General features: G+C 69.4%; 11 protein-coding genes. 3 read left to right on the top strand and 8 right to left on the bottom strand.

Translation table 11 applies throughout. The annotated features are described in order from the left end of the window. Positions 1 to 197 precede the first annotated feature (197 nt). The 3 genes from ABD767_RS12690 to sucC all read right to left on the bottom strand — a co-directional run bounded on the left by ABD767_RS12690 (position 198) and on the right by sucC (position 3,255). Positions 198 to 1,010 (bottom strand): Stp1/IreP family PP2C-type Ser/Thr phosphatase, encoded by an 813-nt coding sequence (locus ABD767_RS12690; protein WP_103044002.1) that lies wholly within the window; start codon positions 1,008 to 1,010, stop codon positions 198 to 200. A 174-nt stretch (positions 1,011 to 1,184) separates the two neighbouring features. Then, positions 1,185 to 2,078, bottom strand: coding sequence for a succinate--CoA ligase subunit alpha (gene sucD / locus ABD767_RS12685; protein WP_103043973.1), 894 nt, complete (start codon positions 2,076 to 2,078; stop codon positions 1,185 to 1,187). 16 nt (positions 2,079 to 2,094) lie between these two features. Further along, positions 2,095 to 3,255 carry an ADP-forming succinate--CoA ligase subunit beta gene (gene sucC / locus ABD767_RS12680; RefSeq protein WP_103043974.1) on the bottom strand — a complete coding sequence of 387 codons (1,161 nt, stop codon included), beginning with the start codon at positions 3,253 to 3,255 and terminating at the stop codon, positions 2,095 to 2,097. Between the two features lie 193 nt (positions 3,256 to 3,448). Between sucC and argC the strand changes: the two genes are divergently transcribed. Next, positions 3,449 to 4,387, top strand: a complete 939-nt coding sequence (gene argC / locus ABD767_RS12675) for an N-acetyl-gamma-glutamyl-phosphate reductase (RefSeq protein ID WP_103043975.1) — start codon at positions 3,449 to 3,451, stop codon at positions 4,385 to 4,387. Between the two features lie 75 nt (positions 4,388 to 4,462). Continuing rightward, entirely contained in the window at positions 4,463 to 7,498 is a 3,036-nt protein-coding gene (uvrA, locus tag ABD767_RS12670; protein WP_103043976.1) for an excinuclease ABC subunit UvrA, read from the top strand. Positions 7,499 to 7,577: 79 nt separating this feature from the next. Here the strand turns inward: uvrA and ABD767_RS12665 are convergent, their stop codons facing one another. The 5 genes from ABD767_RS12665 to pyrF form a co-directional block, all read right to left on the bottom strand. Beyond that, positions 7,578 to 9,530, bottom strand: coding sequence for a methyl-accepting chemotaxis protein (locus tag ABD767_RS12665; protein ID WP_103043977.1), 1,953 nt, complete (start codon positions 9,528 to 9,530; stop codon positions 7,578 to 7,580). 136 nt (positions 9,531 to 9,666) lie between these two features. Then, positions 9,667 to 10,626 carry a M14 family metallopeptidase gene (locus ABD767_RS12660; RefSeq protein WP_103043978.1) on the bottom strand — a complete coding sequence of 320 codons (960 nt, stop codon included), beginning with the start codon at positions 10,624 to 10,626 and terminating at the stop codon, positions 9,667 to 9,669. Beyond that, positions 10,623 to 11,618, bottom strand: a complete 996-nt coding sequence (locus ABD767_RS12655; RefSeq protein ID WP_103043979.1) for a tripartite tricarboxylate transporter substrate-binding protein — start codon at positions 11,616 to 11,618, stop codon at positions 10,623 to 10,625. Before ABD767_RS12655 ends, ABD767_RS12660 begins: the two co-directional genes overlap by 4 nt. A 100-nt stretch (positions 11,619 to 11,718) precedes the next feature. Further along, positions 11,719 to 12,621, bottom strand: a complete 903-nt coding sequence (locus ABD767_RS12650) for a LysR substrate-binding domain-containing protein (RefSeq protein ID WP_103043980.1) — start codon at positions 12,619 to 12,621, stop codon at positions 11,719 to 11,721. 17 nt (positions 12,622 to 12,638) lie between these two features. Then, positions 12,639 to 13,460, bottom strand: coding sequence for an orotidine-5'-phosphate decarboxylase (gene pyrF / locus ABD767_RS12645; protein ID WP_103043981.1), 822 nt, complete (start codon positions 13,458 to 13,460; stop codon positions 12,639 to 12,641). 56 nt (positions 13,461 to 13,516) lie between these two features. On the opposite strand from pyrF, the gene ABD767_RS12640 reads away from it, so the two are divergent. After that, the gene (locus ABD767_RS12640) at positions 13,517 to 14,395 is read left to right on the top strand and encodes an EamA family transporter (protein ID WP_103043982.1); all 879 of its coding nucleotides are present in this window, start codon (positions 13,517 to 13,519) and stop codon (positions 14,393 to 14,395) included. The last annotated feature ends 24 nt before the right edge of the window (positions 14,396 to 14,419 follow it).

Genomic DNA, 14,419 nt, shown 5'->3' with positions numbered 1-14,419 from the left:
TTTTCATGGCATGGCGTATCCGCACAGGGCGACACCCGTAGAGGTTGAGAATAAATTGGCCGTGCCCGAGAGGCGCACCAAAACGCACCCAATCAAGACGCAAAACACAGCCATGGCTCGGGCCATGGCGAGTATTTGCAACGATGAGTGGGAGTGTTTTGGCGTGCAAAGCGGGCATGGAGAATTTTCCCGACCTCTCAGGGCAGGCGCTGCAAGGGCGCCTGCAAAAGTCCATTGTCGGCGCAATCGCCGGCGGCACCAACCTGCACCAGCAGGACGCTGATATTGTCGTTGCCGCCATGGGCGTTGGCCAGGTCTACCAGGCTTTGCGCCTTGTCCTCCAGCGTCTGGCTACGAGCCAGAGCGGCTTGCAGCAGTGCGTCGCCGATCAGGTCGTGCAGGCCGTCCGAGCACAGCAGATACAGGTCGCCCGCCTGCACGGGCAGGTTCTGGCATTCCTCCTGAGCATTGTCCTGCACCCCGAGCGCCCGCGTCACCAGGTTGCGCGGGCCGTAGTACTGCGCTTCCTCGGCGCTGAGCCAGCCCGCGTCGATCTGCTCCTGCAGCCAGGAATGGTCGCGCGTGAGCTGCTGCAGGCTGCCCGCGCGCAGGCGGTAGCAGCGCGAGTCGCCGACGTGGCACAGCACCAGCGTGCCGGCGCCAAACACTGCGGCCACCAGCGTCGTTCCCATGCCGGCGCATTGCGCGTCGCTGCCGGCGTGCCGCACGATGGCCTGGTTTGCCGCGCGCACCGCGGCGGCCAGCGCCTGCTGTACCTGCTCGGCGCTGCTGCCCGGGTGCTGGCGCAGCCAGCGCAGCATGTCGCTGCCAATGCCGTCGACGGCCAGCGCCGCCGCCACCTCGCCGGCGTTGTAGCCTCCCATGCCGTCGGCCAGCACGGCAAGGCCGGTACCGGCGTGCCAGGCCATCGCGTCTTCGTTGTTGTTGCGCACCCGTCCGGTATCGGAGACGCCCGCGCAGTGCAGAACGAGACAGGGCAGAGATTTCATCGGGTGGATCAGCACAAACTGCCTGAAGCGAGCGGACAAGTGAGCGGGAGGATGCAGAAAAAAGCAGCGTGCATCATAGAAGAAGCGTGCAAACCGCCAATGGCTCGATCTGCCCCCTGGAATGAAAAAACGCCAGTGGATCGCTCCACTGGCGTCGTGCATCAAGTGCCGCGTTTACAGCAGGCCCTTGAGCAGGCGACCCATCTCCGATGGGTTGCGCGTGATGGTGAAGCCGCACTCTTCCATGATGGCGAGCTTGGCGTCGGCCGTGTCGGCGCCGCCCGAGATCAGCGCGCCGGCGTGGCCCATGCGCTTGCCGGGAGGCGCGGTGACGCCGGCGATGAAGCCGACGATGGGCTTCTTCATGTTGTCCTTGCACCAGCGCGCGGCCTCGGCCTCATCGGGGCCGCCGATCTCACCGATCATGATCACGGCGTCGGTGTCGGGATCGTCGTTGAAGGCGCGCATCACGTCGATGTGCTTGAGGCCGTTGATCGGGTCTCCGCCGATGCCCACGGCCGACGACTGGCCGATGCCCAGCTCGGTCAGCTGCGCGACGGCTTCATAGGTCAGCGTGCCCGAGCGCGAAACCACGCCGATGCGGCCCTTCTTGTGGATATGGCCGGGCATGATGCCGATCTTGATCTCGTCGGGCGTGATCAGGCCGGGGCAGTTGGGGCCGAGCAGCAGCGTGCGCTTGCCGCCGGCAGCTTCCTTGGCCTTCATCTTGTTGCGCACTTCCAGCATGTCGCGCACCGGGATGCCCTCGGTGATGCAGATCGCCAGATCCAGGTCGGCCTCGACGGCTTCCCAGATGGCGGCGGCTGCGCCTGCCGGCGGCACGTAGATCACGCTGACCGTGGCGCCGGTCTGCTGCGCGGCTTCCTTGACGGTGCCGTAGATCGGGATGTTGAAAATCTTCTCGCCGGCCTTCTTGGGGTTCACGCCCGCGACGAAGCAGTTTTTGCCGTTGGCGTATTCCTGGCACTTCTCGGTGTGGAACTGGCCAGTCTTGCCAGTGATGCCCTGGGTGATGACTTTGGTGTCTTTGTTGATGTAAATCGACATGGGTTCTCTCCGGGGCTTAACGGACGGCTTCGACGATCTTGGTGGCCGCTTCGGCCATGGTGTCGGCGCTGATGATGGGCAGGCCCGACTCGGCCAGCATCTTCTTGCCCAGCTCTTCGTTCGTGCCCTTCATGCGCACGACCAGCGGCACTTGCAGGTTGACGGCCTTGCAGGCCGTGATGACGCCAGTGGCGATGGTGTCGCACTTCATGATGCCGCCGAAGATGTTGACCAGGATGCCCTTGACCTTGGGGTTCTTGAGCATGATCTTGAAGGCTTCGGTGACCTTCTCGGGGGTGGCGCCGCCGCCCACGTCCAGGAAGTTGGCCGGCTCGCCGCCAAACAGCTTGATGGTGTCCATGGTGGCCATGGCCAGGCCGGCGCCGTTGACCAGGCAGCCGATGTTGCCGTCCAGCGAGATGTAGGCAAGGTCGAACTTGCTGGCCTCGACCTCGGCCGGGTCTTCCTCGTCCAGGTCGCGCAGCGCGACGATGTCGGGGTGGCGGAACAGCGCGTTGGAGTCGAAGTTGAACTTCGCGTCCAGCGCCATCAGATTGCCCTTGGAGTCGCAGTTGAGCGGGTTGATCTCGACCAGCGACGCGTCGGTGTCCATGTAGCACTTGTAGAGCTTGGCGAACAGGTCGACGGCCTGGTCGACCGAGGCGCCGGTCAGGCCGATGGCGGCTGCCACCTTCTTGCTCTGCTCGGCGGTGATGCCGGTGAGCGGGTCGATCATCTCGGTGATGATCTTCTCGGGCGTGCTGTGCGCCACTTCCTCGATGTCCATGCCGCCCTCGGACGAGGCGATCAGCGCGACCTTCTGCGTGGCGCGGTCGGTGACCAGCGAGATGTAGAGCTCATTCTTGATGTCGGCGCCGTCCTCGATGTACAGGCGGCGCACCTTCTGGCCCTCGGGCCCGGTCTGGTGCGTGACCAGCTGCATGCCGAGGATCTGGCCTGCCAGGGCCTTCACGTCGTCGATGGTCTTGGCGACCTTGACGCCGCCGCCCTTGCCGCGGCCGCCGGCGTGGATCTGCGCCTTCACGACCCACACGGGGCCGCCGAGTTTCTGGGCCGCTTCCACGGCTTCCTGCACCGTGAACGCGGGAATGCCGCGGGGAACGGGCACGCCAAAGCTGCGCAAGATTTCCTTGCCTTGGTATTCGTGAATCTTCATGAGGTCTCTCTCAGGGAAGGATGGTATTTTTGGGGCCCGTTCAGCCGGCGGGCGGTCGCAATGGCCGCAGTCGGGGGACGAGACAGCGGCTAACTGTATCATGCTGCGTCGCACCATTGCAGCGCATCCTACTTACTCCATCTTGACGATGCAGCCCGCGCGCTGCACCGCACCAGCCCCAGGAGAACACCCCATGCCCAAGGTTTTCATCGACGGCGAGGCCGGCACCACCGGCCTGCAAATCCGCGAACGGCTGCAAGCCATGGCCGGCGTGGAGCTGGTCAGCATCGACCCGGCGCTGCGCAAGGACGCGGCGGCCAAGCGCCGGCTGATCGAGGGCGTGGACCTGGTCGTGTTGTGCCTGCACGACGACGCGGCGCGGGACAGCGTGGCGATGATCGACGCGATCACCGCCGAGACCGGCCGCACGATCAAGGTCATCGACGCCTCGACCGCCCACCGCACGGCCGACGGCTGGGTGTTCGGCTTTCCCGAGCTCGCGCCCGGCCAGCGGGATGCGGTGCGCCAGGCCACCCGCGTGGCCAACCCCGGCTGCTACGCCACCGGCGCCATCGCGCTCTTGCGCCCGCTGGTGGATGCGGGGCTGATCCCTCAGGATTACCCGCTGGCCCTGCCCTCGGTCAGCGGCTACTCGGGCGGCGGGCGCACGATGATCGAGGCCTACGAGAGCGGCCAGGCCGCGCCCTACGAGCTGTACGCGCTGGCGCTGTCACACAAGCACCTGCCCGAGATCATGAAGTACACCGGCCTCAAGCGCCGGCCCATCTTCGTGCCGGCGGTGGGCAACTTCCGCCAGGGCATGCTGGTGGAACTGCCGCTGCACCTGGACCTGCTGCCCGGCCAGCCGCGCGTAGCCGACCTGCACGCGGTGCTGCAGGCGCACTACGCGCGCACCGACACACCGCAGCACTGGGTCAAGGTGATGCCGGCCACCGAGGACGGCAAGCTCGACGCCCAGGCGCTCAACGACACCAACCACCTGGAGCTGCGCGTGTACGGCAACGACGCCTACCACCACGCGGTGCTGGTGGCGCGCCTGGACAACCTGGGCAAGGGCGCCAGCGGCGCGGCGGTGCAGAACCTGCAGCTGATGCTGGGGCTGAGCGACTGAGCATCCGCCACCGCCCGCACTCCATCCACACCCCTGCCGCTCCTGCCCGCGCCCGCGCGCAGGAGCCCGTGCGCCGTGACCCAGCCGCCCCCTGAACACACACTCCCCGCCCCGGACGGCGCCGCCTACCTGGGCGCGCAGCTGCATGCGCAGCGCATCGCGATCCGCGGCGCGCGCACGCACAACCTCAAGAACATCGACCTGGACATTCCGCGCAACCGGCTGGTCGTGGTCACCGGGCTGTCGGGCTCGGGCAAGTCGTCGCTGGCGTTCGACACGCTGTACGCGGAAGGGCAGCGGCGCTACGTCGAGAGCCTGTCGAGCTACGCGCGTCAGTTTCTTGGGCGCCTCGACAAGCCCGACGTCGACCTGATCGAAGGCCTGTCGCCAGCGATCGCCATCGAGCAGAAAGCGACCAGCCACAATCCGCGCTCCACGGTCGGCACGGTCACCGAGATCCACGACTACCTGCGCCTGCTGTGGGCGCGCGCCGGAACGCCCTGGTGCCCCGAGCACCACCTGCCGCTGCAGGCGCAGACCGTCAGCCAGATGGTCGACGCGCTGCTGGCGCTGCCCGAGGGCACGCGGCTGATGCTGCTGGCGCCGCTGGCACGCCAGAAAAAGGGCGAGTTCACCGAGCAATTCGCGCAGATGCAGGCGCTGGGCTATGTGCGCTTTCGCGTCGACGGGAAGATCTACGAGCACGAGCAGCTGCCGGCGCTGAAGAAAACCGAGAAGCACGACATCGACGTGGTGATCGACCGCGTGCGCATCCGCGCCGACCTGGCCCAGCGCCTGGCCGAGAGCGTCGAGGCCGTGCTGCGCGTGGGCGGCGCCGAGGGCGCGGGCCGCGTGCTCGCCGTCGAGATGGACGGCGGCGCCGAGCACCTGTTCAGCAGCCGCTTTGCCTGCCCGCTGTGCAACTACGCGCTGGCCGAGCTGGAGCCGCGGCTGTTCTCGTTCAACTCGCCCAGCGGCGCCTGCCCGGGTTGCGACGGCCTGGGCCACCAGGAGGTGTTCGACGCGGCGCGCGTCGTCGCCTTTCCGTCGCTCAGCCTTGCCGCCGGCGCGATCAAGGGCTGGGACAAACGCAACGCGCTGTATTTCTCGATGCTGCAAAGCCTGGCGGCGCACTACGTCTTCGACGTCGAAACCCCGTTCGAGCAGTTGCCCGACGCGGTGCGGCAGGTGGTGCTGGGCGGCTCGGGCGACGAAGCGATCGCGTTCCAGTATTCACTGGGCGACGCGCAAGGCGCGCCGGTAACCAAGGAGCACCCGTTCGAGGGCATCCTGCCCAACATGGCGCGGCGCTGGCGCGAGACCGACTCCAACGTCGTGCGCGAGGAGCTGGCGCGCTACCGCGTCAGCCAGCCGTGCAGCGAATGCGGCGGCGCGCGCCTGCGCCTTGAGGCGCGCCATGTGCGCGTCGGCGAGGGCGAGGCCGCGCGCGCCATCCACGAGGTCAGCCAGATGACGCTGTCCGGCGCCCAGCACTGGTTCGACACGCTGCAGCTGAGCGGCGCCAAGGCCGAGATTGCCGACAAGGTGGTGCGCGAGATCGCCAGCCGCCTGCGCTTTCTGAACGACGTCGGCCTGTCCTACCTCAGCCTTGCGCGCAGCGCCGACACGCTCAGCGGCGGCGAGGCACAGCGCATCCGCCTGGCCAGCCAGATCGGCTCGGGCCTCACGGGCGTGATGTACGTGCTCGACGAACCCAGCATCGGCCTGCACCAAAGAGACAACGACCGCCTGATCGCCACGCTCACGCGGCTGCGCGACCTGGGCAACAGCGTCATCGTCGTCGAGCACGACGAGGACATGATCCGCGCCGCCGACCACTGCATCGACATGGGCCCGGGCGCAGGCGTGCATGGCGGCGAGGTCATGGCCGAAGGCGACTGGCAGGCGCTGGCGGCCAACGCCCGGTCGCTCACCGGCCAGTATCTGTCGGGCGCGCGCAGCATCGCGGTGCCACTCCAGCGCACGCCGTGGCTGCCCGAGCGCGCCGATGCCGGCGCTGCCGCACCGCGCAAGGCCGCCGCCTCCGGCTTTCCGCAGCCGCGCAAGACCGCCGCGGCTCCTGCGCCCGCGCCCGGCGCGCTGCAAAAGGTCAGCATCATCGGCGCCAGCGGCAACAACCTGAAGAGCGTCAGCGTCGACATCCCCGTCGGGCTGCTGACCTGCGTGAGCGGCGTGTCGGGTTCGGGCAAGTCCACGCTGGTCAACGATACGGTGCACCGCGCGGCGGCGCGCACCATCCACCGCGCGCACGACGAGGCGGCGGCGCACGAGGCAATCACCGGGCTGGAGCATTTCGACAAGGTCATCAACGTCGACCAGTCGCCCATCGGCCGCACGCCGCGCAGCAACCCGGCCACCTACACCGGACTCTTCACGCCGATCCGCGAGCTGATGGCCGAGACCACCACCGCGCGCGAGCGCGGCTACGGGCCGGGGCGCTTCTCGTTCAACGTCTCGCAGGCCAGCGGCGGCGGACGCTGCGAGGCCTGCCAGGGCGACGGCGTGGTGAAGGTGGAGATGCACTTCCTGCCCGACGTCTACGTGCCCTGCGACGTCTGCCACGGCCAGCGCTACAACCGCGAGACGCTGCAGGTGCAGTGGAAGGGCAAGAACATCGCGCAGATTCTGGAGATGACCGTGGAAGACGCCCACGCCTTCTTCAAGGACATGCCGGCGATTGCCCGCAAGCTGCAGACGCTGCTGCAGGTGGGCCTGTCCTACATCCGCCTGGGCCAGAGCGCGACCACGCTGTCGGGCGGCGAGGCCCAGCGCGTGAAGCTGGCGCAGGAACTGAGCCGCCGCGACACCGGCCGCACGCTCTACATCCTGGACGAGCCGACGACCGGCCTGCACTTTGCCGACATCGACCTGCTGCTGCAGGTGCTGCTGCAGCTGCGGGATGCCGGCAACACCATCGTCGTGATCGAGCACAACCTGGACGTGCTGAAAACCGCCGACTGGATCATCGACATGGGCCCCGAGGGCGGCGCAGGCGGCGGCCAGGTGGTGGCACAGGGCACGCCTGAGCAGGTGGCCGACTGCGCGGCCAGCCACACTGGGCAATACCTCAAGCGCGTGCTGGACCGCTGAGCGCAGCCGCGCGCCGCCGTCCCCGTCATACCGGCGAAGGCCGGAATGACGGAAGGGAAGTTTCGAGGCCCTTTGGCGCTTATTGCAAAGCCGGCACACCCCGGGCCTGCTGCAGGCGAAACACCGCCACGCCCTGCACCAGCTCCTGCGCCTGGCCGCTCAGGCTGGCTGCTGCGGCGGCCATCTCCTCGACCAGCGCGGCGTTTTGCTGCGTGGTCTGGTCCATCTGCGTCACCGCCTCGCCGACCTGGGCCACGCCCTGGCTCTGCTCGCGGCTGGCGGCGCTGATCTCGCCCATGATGTCGGTGACGCGGCGCACCGCGGCCACCACCTCCTGCATGGTGCTGCCGGCGCGCTCGACCAGCGCGTTGCCCGCGTCCACGCTGCGCACGCTCTCGCCGATCAAGGCCTTGATCTCGCTGGCCGACTGCGCGCTGCGCTGCGCCAGCTGGCGCACCTCGCCGGCGACGACCGCAAAGCCGCGCCCGGCCTCGCCGGCGCGGGCGGCTTCGACGGCCGCGTTGAGCGCCAGGATGTTGGTCTGAAAGGCGATCGAGTCGATCACGCCGATGATGTCGGCAATGCGCCCCGACGAGGCGTGGATGCCCGCCATGGTCTGCACCACCTGCGCCACCACCTCGCCGCCCTGCTGCGCCACGCTGCTGGCGTTGCCGGCCAACTCGGTGGCCTGGGCTGCGCTGTCGGCGTTCTGGCGCACGGTGGCGGTCATCTGCTCCATCGCAGCGGCGGTTTCTTCGAGCGCGCTGGCCTGGCTTTCGGTGCGCGCCGACAGATCCTGGTTGCCCTGGGCGATCTGGGCGCTGGCGGTGGCCACGCCGTCGGCGTTGCTGCGCACGCGCGCCACCACGCCGGTGAGCTGGCGGCGCATCTGCACCAGGGCCTCCATCAGCCGCCCCACCTCGTCACTGCCATGGACGATGTCGCCGCCGGACAGGTCGCCCGCGGCCACTGCGTGCGCCAGCTCGATGGCCTGGCCCAGCGGGCGGGTGATCGAGCGCACGAAGACCAGCATCAGCCAGCCGCCCAGCGCCACCAGGGCCAGCAAAAACAGCCCTTCGGTCAACAACAGGCCGCGCAGCTGCGACTGGCGCGCCTGCAGCGCCGCGTCCATGCGCTGCAGCGCCTGGGCATTCAGCGCGTACAGCGCGTCGATGGTGCGCGTAAAGGTGTCGTAATACGACGGCGCCGCCAGCATCAGCACGCTGGCGTCAATCAGTTCCTTGCGCGCCAGCGCCAGGGCCTCACCGGCCTCGGCGTGCGCCTTGCGTACCGCGGCCTGCAGCGCGTCACGGTCGCCGGCGTCGCCCTGCATGGCGCGCTCGTACTGGCCGAAGGCCTCACCCATCAGCTCGTCGATGCGCTGGCCCAGCGCGGCCAGCTCGCCGGCGCCGCGCACCGGCAGCTCGCCCTGCGCCAGGTAGCCGGTGCCACGCGCGCGCATCTGGCCCAGTTTTTCGCCCAGCACCGGCGTGCTCACCAGCGCCGCCTGGATCAGTGCATGCGTGTGCGCCTGGGGCTCGAGCTGCAGGCCATAGTCGTGCAGCAGCTCGCCCGACAGCGCCATCAACTCGGCAATCAGCGCGGTGTGCTCGGCGGTGCTCTGGTCGTGGCGCAGCGTACGGCCGGACACGCCCGCCTCCAGCTGCTGCCAGGACTGGCGCGCGCGCGTCCATTGCGCGCGGCGCTCGGGCGCCACGCCGGCCGCATCAAACGCCGCCTCGGCGCCTGCCGCCAGCTGCGTCAGCTGGTCGCGCACCGCCTCGCGGCGCTCAGCCATGCGCGCGTCGCCGCCCAGCATGCCGGCGGCCAGGCCGCGGTGCTGCTGCACACGCTGCACCAGCTGGCTGAGCGCAATCATGGGCGCCGCGCCCTGGGCCTCGCGCTGGGCGATGCGGATGTCGTGCAGCGACTCGCGTACGAACATCCAGGTGGGCAAGGCACTCATCAGCACACCGACCAGCGCCAGGATGAGGAATTTGTGCAGCAGAGGCAGGCGTGAGAGCAGCGGCATGGCGTGTTTCAGACAAAAAGCGGCAAATACGGCAACGCCGCGAAGCGCACGCCCCGCGGCCCCGGCCTCAAATGTATCTGAAAGCTACAGCGCTCACGCCCGGATCCTGGTCGCGATCCCGGTTTATTTCAGCCGTTCACAGCGGCCTTCGTCGCGCAAAACGCACGACGGTGACGCCGGCGCGCGCCTGGCGCGTGCTGGGCATGACGAGCACGCAGTCGTCGTAGGGCGTGGTGACCGGCTCGCCGTCGTTGTCGCCGATCACGGTGCCGGCGCGGGCGATCACCTCCAGGCCGGTGAAGGGCTCGGTGAAGGCAAAGCGCTCGCTTTTCGCCACCACCGGGCCGGTAACCTCCAGCGCCCACTGGCGCGGCGCATCCATCTGGCGCCAGCCGGGCAGCGCATCCGGGGCCAGCGTGCCGGCCGCCTGCAGGAAGCGCACGCACTGGTCGCGCGCCACGCCGCGGCTGGCCGGGTCGCCGTGAAAGCCGCATTCCACCAACAGCGAGCGACTGTCGCCGGCCTCGGCGTCGGGCAGGCCGAAGCGCCCGTAGTCGCGCAGCCGCGTGCCATCCTGGTGGCCGGCGTCGATGACGATGTGCTCGGGCGCGCCCATTGCGCGGGCCAGTTGCAGGTTGCGGGGCTGCATGCCGGTCAGCAGCAGCGGCGCGCCGGGCTCGTGCATCGAGTGCAGGTCGAGCAGCCAGTCGGCCGCCTGCGCAAAGGGCCGCAGCGCGGCGCAGCGGCGGCGCTCCAGCGTGTCGGCAGCGTCGATGCGCGCGTCCTGCCACTGGCGGTTCATGTCCTGGTCGACGAAGCGCGAAGCGTCGTGGTTTCCGGGGTCGAACTGGTCGAACGCCGCCAGGTTGCACAACGCCAGCGTCAGCTGTCCGGCCATCGGGCGTACGCCGGCGTCGAGCAGATCCTTGAGCGCCCAGGCGCCGCACAGCTCGTTGCCGTGGATGAGCGCGCTGATCATCACGCGCCGCCCGGGGCGGCCCGAATCGAAGTGCCAGACGCCTTCGACGCCGGTGTTGCCGGCGCGCCAGGCGCCCAGGTCGGGCGCGCCCAGATCAAAACGCAAGGCGGTGCTCATTCGTCGATCTTTGCGAACTTGACGACCTGGACGTACTTGGCCACTTCGTCCTTCCAGAACTGCGCCAGGTCGGCGTCGGGCGCGGCAATGGAAGAACCTGCGGCGGTCATCTTCTGGCGGAAGTCGGGCGACTGCAGCGTCTCGTTCAGCGCCTTTTTCAGCTTGCTGACGATGGCAGGCGGCAGCTGCGCCGGGCCGGCCAGCGCAAACCAGCTCTCGATGTCGACCTTGCTGAACTGCGCCAGTTCGGCCAGTGCCGGAATGTCGGGCGTGGCGGACGCCCGTTTGGCCGCCGTCGTACCCAGCGCGACCACCTTGCCGGCCTTGATGTGCGGCAGGCCGCTGGAGAGCACGAAGACGCCGAACTCCAGGTTGTTGCCGATCAGGTCGTTGGTCAGCGGGCCGACGCCGCGGTACGGGATGTGCGTCATGAACAGGCCGCCCTGCTCCTTGACCATCTCGCCGGCGAGATGCAGCGCGGTGCCGACGCCCGAGCTGCCGTAGCTGAACTTGCCCGGGCTGGCCTTGACGCGCTCGATGAAGTCCTGCGCGTTCTTCACGCCGGTCGAGGTGGACGCGACCAGCACCAGCGGCTGCGCGCCGATCAGGCCGATCGGCGTGAACTGCTCGGGGCTGTACTTGACGGTGCGCGGCGTGACCTGCTTGGCAATCGCCAGCTCGTTGCTGGAGCCGACCAGCAGCGTGTAGCCGTCGGGCGCGGCGTTGGCCACCTTCTGCGCGGCAATCGTGCCGCCGGCACCGCCCAGGTTCTCGACCACCACGGTCTGGCCCAGGCGGTTGCCCAGCTCGGTGGCCACAAGCCGGCCGGTCAGGTCGGTGCTGCCGCCCGGCGGGTAGCCGACGACGATGGTGATGGGCTTGCTCGGCCAGTCCTGGGCCGCGGCCGGCAGCGCGGCGGCCAGCGCCAGGCAGGTGCCCAGCAACAGCGGCGCCGCAAGTGCGCGGCGCGTCAGGCGGAAGGTGGGGCGCATCGGTGTCTCCTTGTATGTTTGTGCGCCGATTGTGCGAAGTGTCCCTGGGTGCGTGCGTGCCGAATCGGCACCGCGACCTGCCAAATCGAGCCGACAGGAATCAGCGCGGCTGCGCCGCAACCGCGCTCCACAGGCGCTCGGCCAGCGGCGCCAGGCGCCGCTTGGGGCGGTACAGGCGCACGTCGAAGCCCACGTCCAGGCAGGCGTCGCCAGCCAGCGCCAGGCGGGCGGCCGCGCAGTCGGCCTGCACCATCGACCAGGGCAGCCAGCACACGCCCAGGCCCTGGTGCACATACTCATAGCTCGCGTCGGGCGAGTCGCACTCCAGCAGCGTGCGCAGCGCGGGCGCCGCCGGGTGCTGGGCCAGGTGGTCTTCGAGCAGGCGGCCCAGCGCCAGCGTGCGCGCATAGGCCACATGCGGCACGGGCGCCGTCGCGCTCAGGCGAAACAGCGGCGCGCCGTCGGCCGTGGCACGCGCCACGGCCACCAACCGGTCGCGCGCCAGCGTCAGGTGCTGGAACTGGCGCCCGTCCAGCGGCACGACCAGCGCCTGGTGGTGGTACAGCAGCGCAAAGTCGGCACCGCCTGCGCGCAGCAGGTCGACGGTCTCGGCCAGCGACCCGGTGCGCACGCGCAGCGTGCCCAGCGGCCCCAGCAGCGGGCGCCACGGCAGCAGCCATTGCGCGACCAGGGTTCGTGCCAACGTGCGGCCGGTGGCCAGCGTCACGCTGTGCGCGCCGCGCCCGGCAATCGCCTGCAGCTCGTCGTGCGTCAGCGCCAGATGGCGCACCAGGTGCTCGGCGCTCTCCAGCAGCGCCTGGCCGGCCGGCGTCAGGCGCAGCGGCGTGCTGCCGGGCTCGACCAGCGGCGTTTGCGCCCAGGCCTGCAGCGCGCGGATGCGCCGCCCGAATGCGGGGTGGGTGACGTGGCGGCTCTCGGCCGCGCGGGTAAAGCTGCGCTCGCGCGCCAGCGCGATGAAGTCCTCCAGCCACTTGAACTGCATGGCCGGCGGACGGTGCGTCAACGCGCCGCGTTGAGCGTGTCGCGCGTGGCCAGCGCCGCGGCGCGCGCAGCCTGGGCAAAATCCTCGCCGGCCGAGGCGTAGAGGATGGCGCGCGAGGAGTTGACGATGATGGGCCCGCGCTCGGTCAGGCCGGCGCGCACCGTGGCGGCCGCGTCGCCGCCCTGCGCGCCCACGCCGGGAATGAGCAACGGCAGCGTGGGCGCCAGCGCACGCACGCGGGCGATCTCGTCCGGATACGTGGCGCCGACGACCAGGCCGAGCTGGCCGTTCTTGTTCCACGGCCCCTGGGCCAGGCGCGCGATGTGCTCGTACAGCAGCGGCTGGCCCTCGACGCTGGCCAGGCGCTGGCTCTGGAAATCGTCGCCGCCAGGATTGGAGGTGCGGCACAGCAAAAAGGCGCCCTTGCCGGGGTAGCGCAGATAGGGCTCGACCGAGTCCCAGCCCATGAAAGGCGAAAGCGTCACCGCGTCGGCGCCATAGCGTTCGAAGGCCTCGCGCGCGTACTGCTCGGCAGTGCTTCCAATGTCGCCGCGCTTGGCGTCCAGGATGACCGGCACGTGCGGCGCGTGCGTGCGGATGTGCTGCAACAGGCGTTCGAGCTGGTCTTCGGCGCCCTGCGCGGCAAAGTAGGCGATCTGCGGCTTGAACGCGCACGCCAGGTCGGCCGTCGCGTCGACGATGGCGGCGCAGAAGTCATACAGCGCGCTGGGGCGCTCCTGCAGCATCTTGGGCAGGCGGGTCGGCTCGGGGTCCAGCCCCACGCACAGCAGCGAGTCGTTGCGCGCCGAAGCCTGGCGCAGCATGTCTAGAAAAGTCATGGGCCGATTCTAGGGGCCGCGAGCCGCAGGGCGACGATCGCGCACAATCGGCGCCCATGCCCACCTTCTCCCGCCGCCAGCTCGTCGTGCTGGTGCTGCTCACGCTGATCTGGGGCCTGAACTGGCCCATCATGAAATTCGGCGTGGCCGACCTGCCACCACTTACCTTTCGCACGATTTCGTTCTGGATCGCGCTGCCCATCCTGGTGCAGGTGCTGCGCGCACAGGGCGTGGGCTTTGCCGTGCCGCGCAGCTTCTGGCCGCGCCTGCTGGTGTTGACGCTGACCAACATGGTCGCCTGGCACGCGCTGATGATCGTCGCCATCCCGATGCTGTCGAGCGGGCGCGCGGCCATCCTGGGCTACACCATGCCGATCTTCTCGGCCGTCATCGGCAGCTTCTTCTATGGCGACCGGCTGTCCGCGCGCGCCTGGGGCGGCGTGGCGGCCGCGGCCATCGGCGTGGTGCTGCTGCTGTGGAACGAGATGCAGCTGCTGGGCGGCAGCACGCTGGGCGTGGCGCTGATGCTGGCGTCGGCCGCCGCCTGGGCGCTGGGCGTGCAGCAGTTGCGCCGCTCGCAGGTGCCGGTGGCGCTGCTGACGCTGTCGTTCTGGATGGTGGCGCTGACCTGCGTTGCGATGACGATGCTGGCCGTCGTGTTGGAGCACCGGCACTGGCACTGGCCCGGCGCCGGCACCTGGGGCGCGATTGCCTACAACGGCGTGCTGGTGCTGGGTTTTGCGCAAGTCGCCTGGTTCTACCTGGCGCGCACGCTGCCGCCGGTGGCGTCCACGCTCAGCGTGATGATGATTCCGGTGATCGGCGTGTTCACCGGTGCCTGGTGGCTGGGCGAGGTGCTGCGCTGGCAGGACTGGAGCGCGGTCGGCCTGATGGTGCTGGCGATCGTCTCGGTGCTGTGGCCGCCCAGGCGCTGAGCGCCGCAGCGGACCGCAGCACAG

The sequence above is a fragment of the Comamonas faecalis genome, from assembly GCF_039538025.1.
Classification (GTDB): Bacteria; Pseudomonadota; Gammaproteobacteria; order Burkholderiales; family Burkholderiaceae_C; genus Comamonas_C; species Comamonas_C faecalis.
Note: the sequence above shows the minus strand (reverse complement) of the source record. Positions and strands in the feature narration are given on the sequence as shown.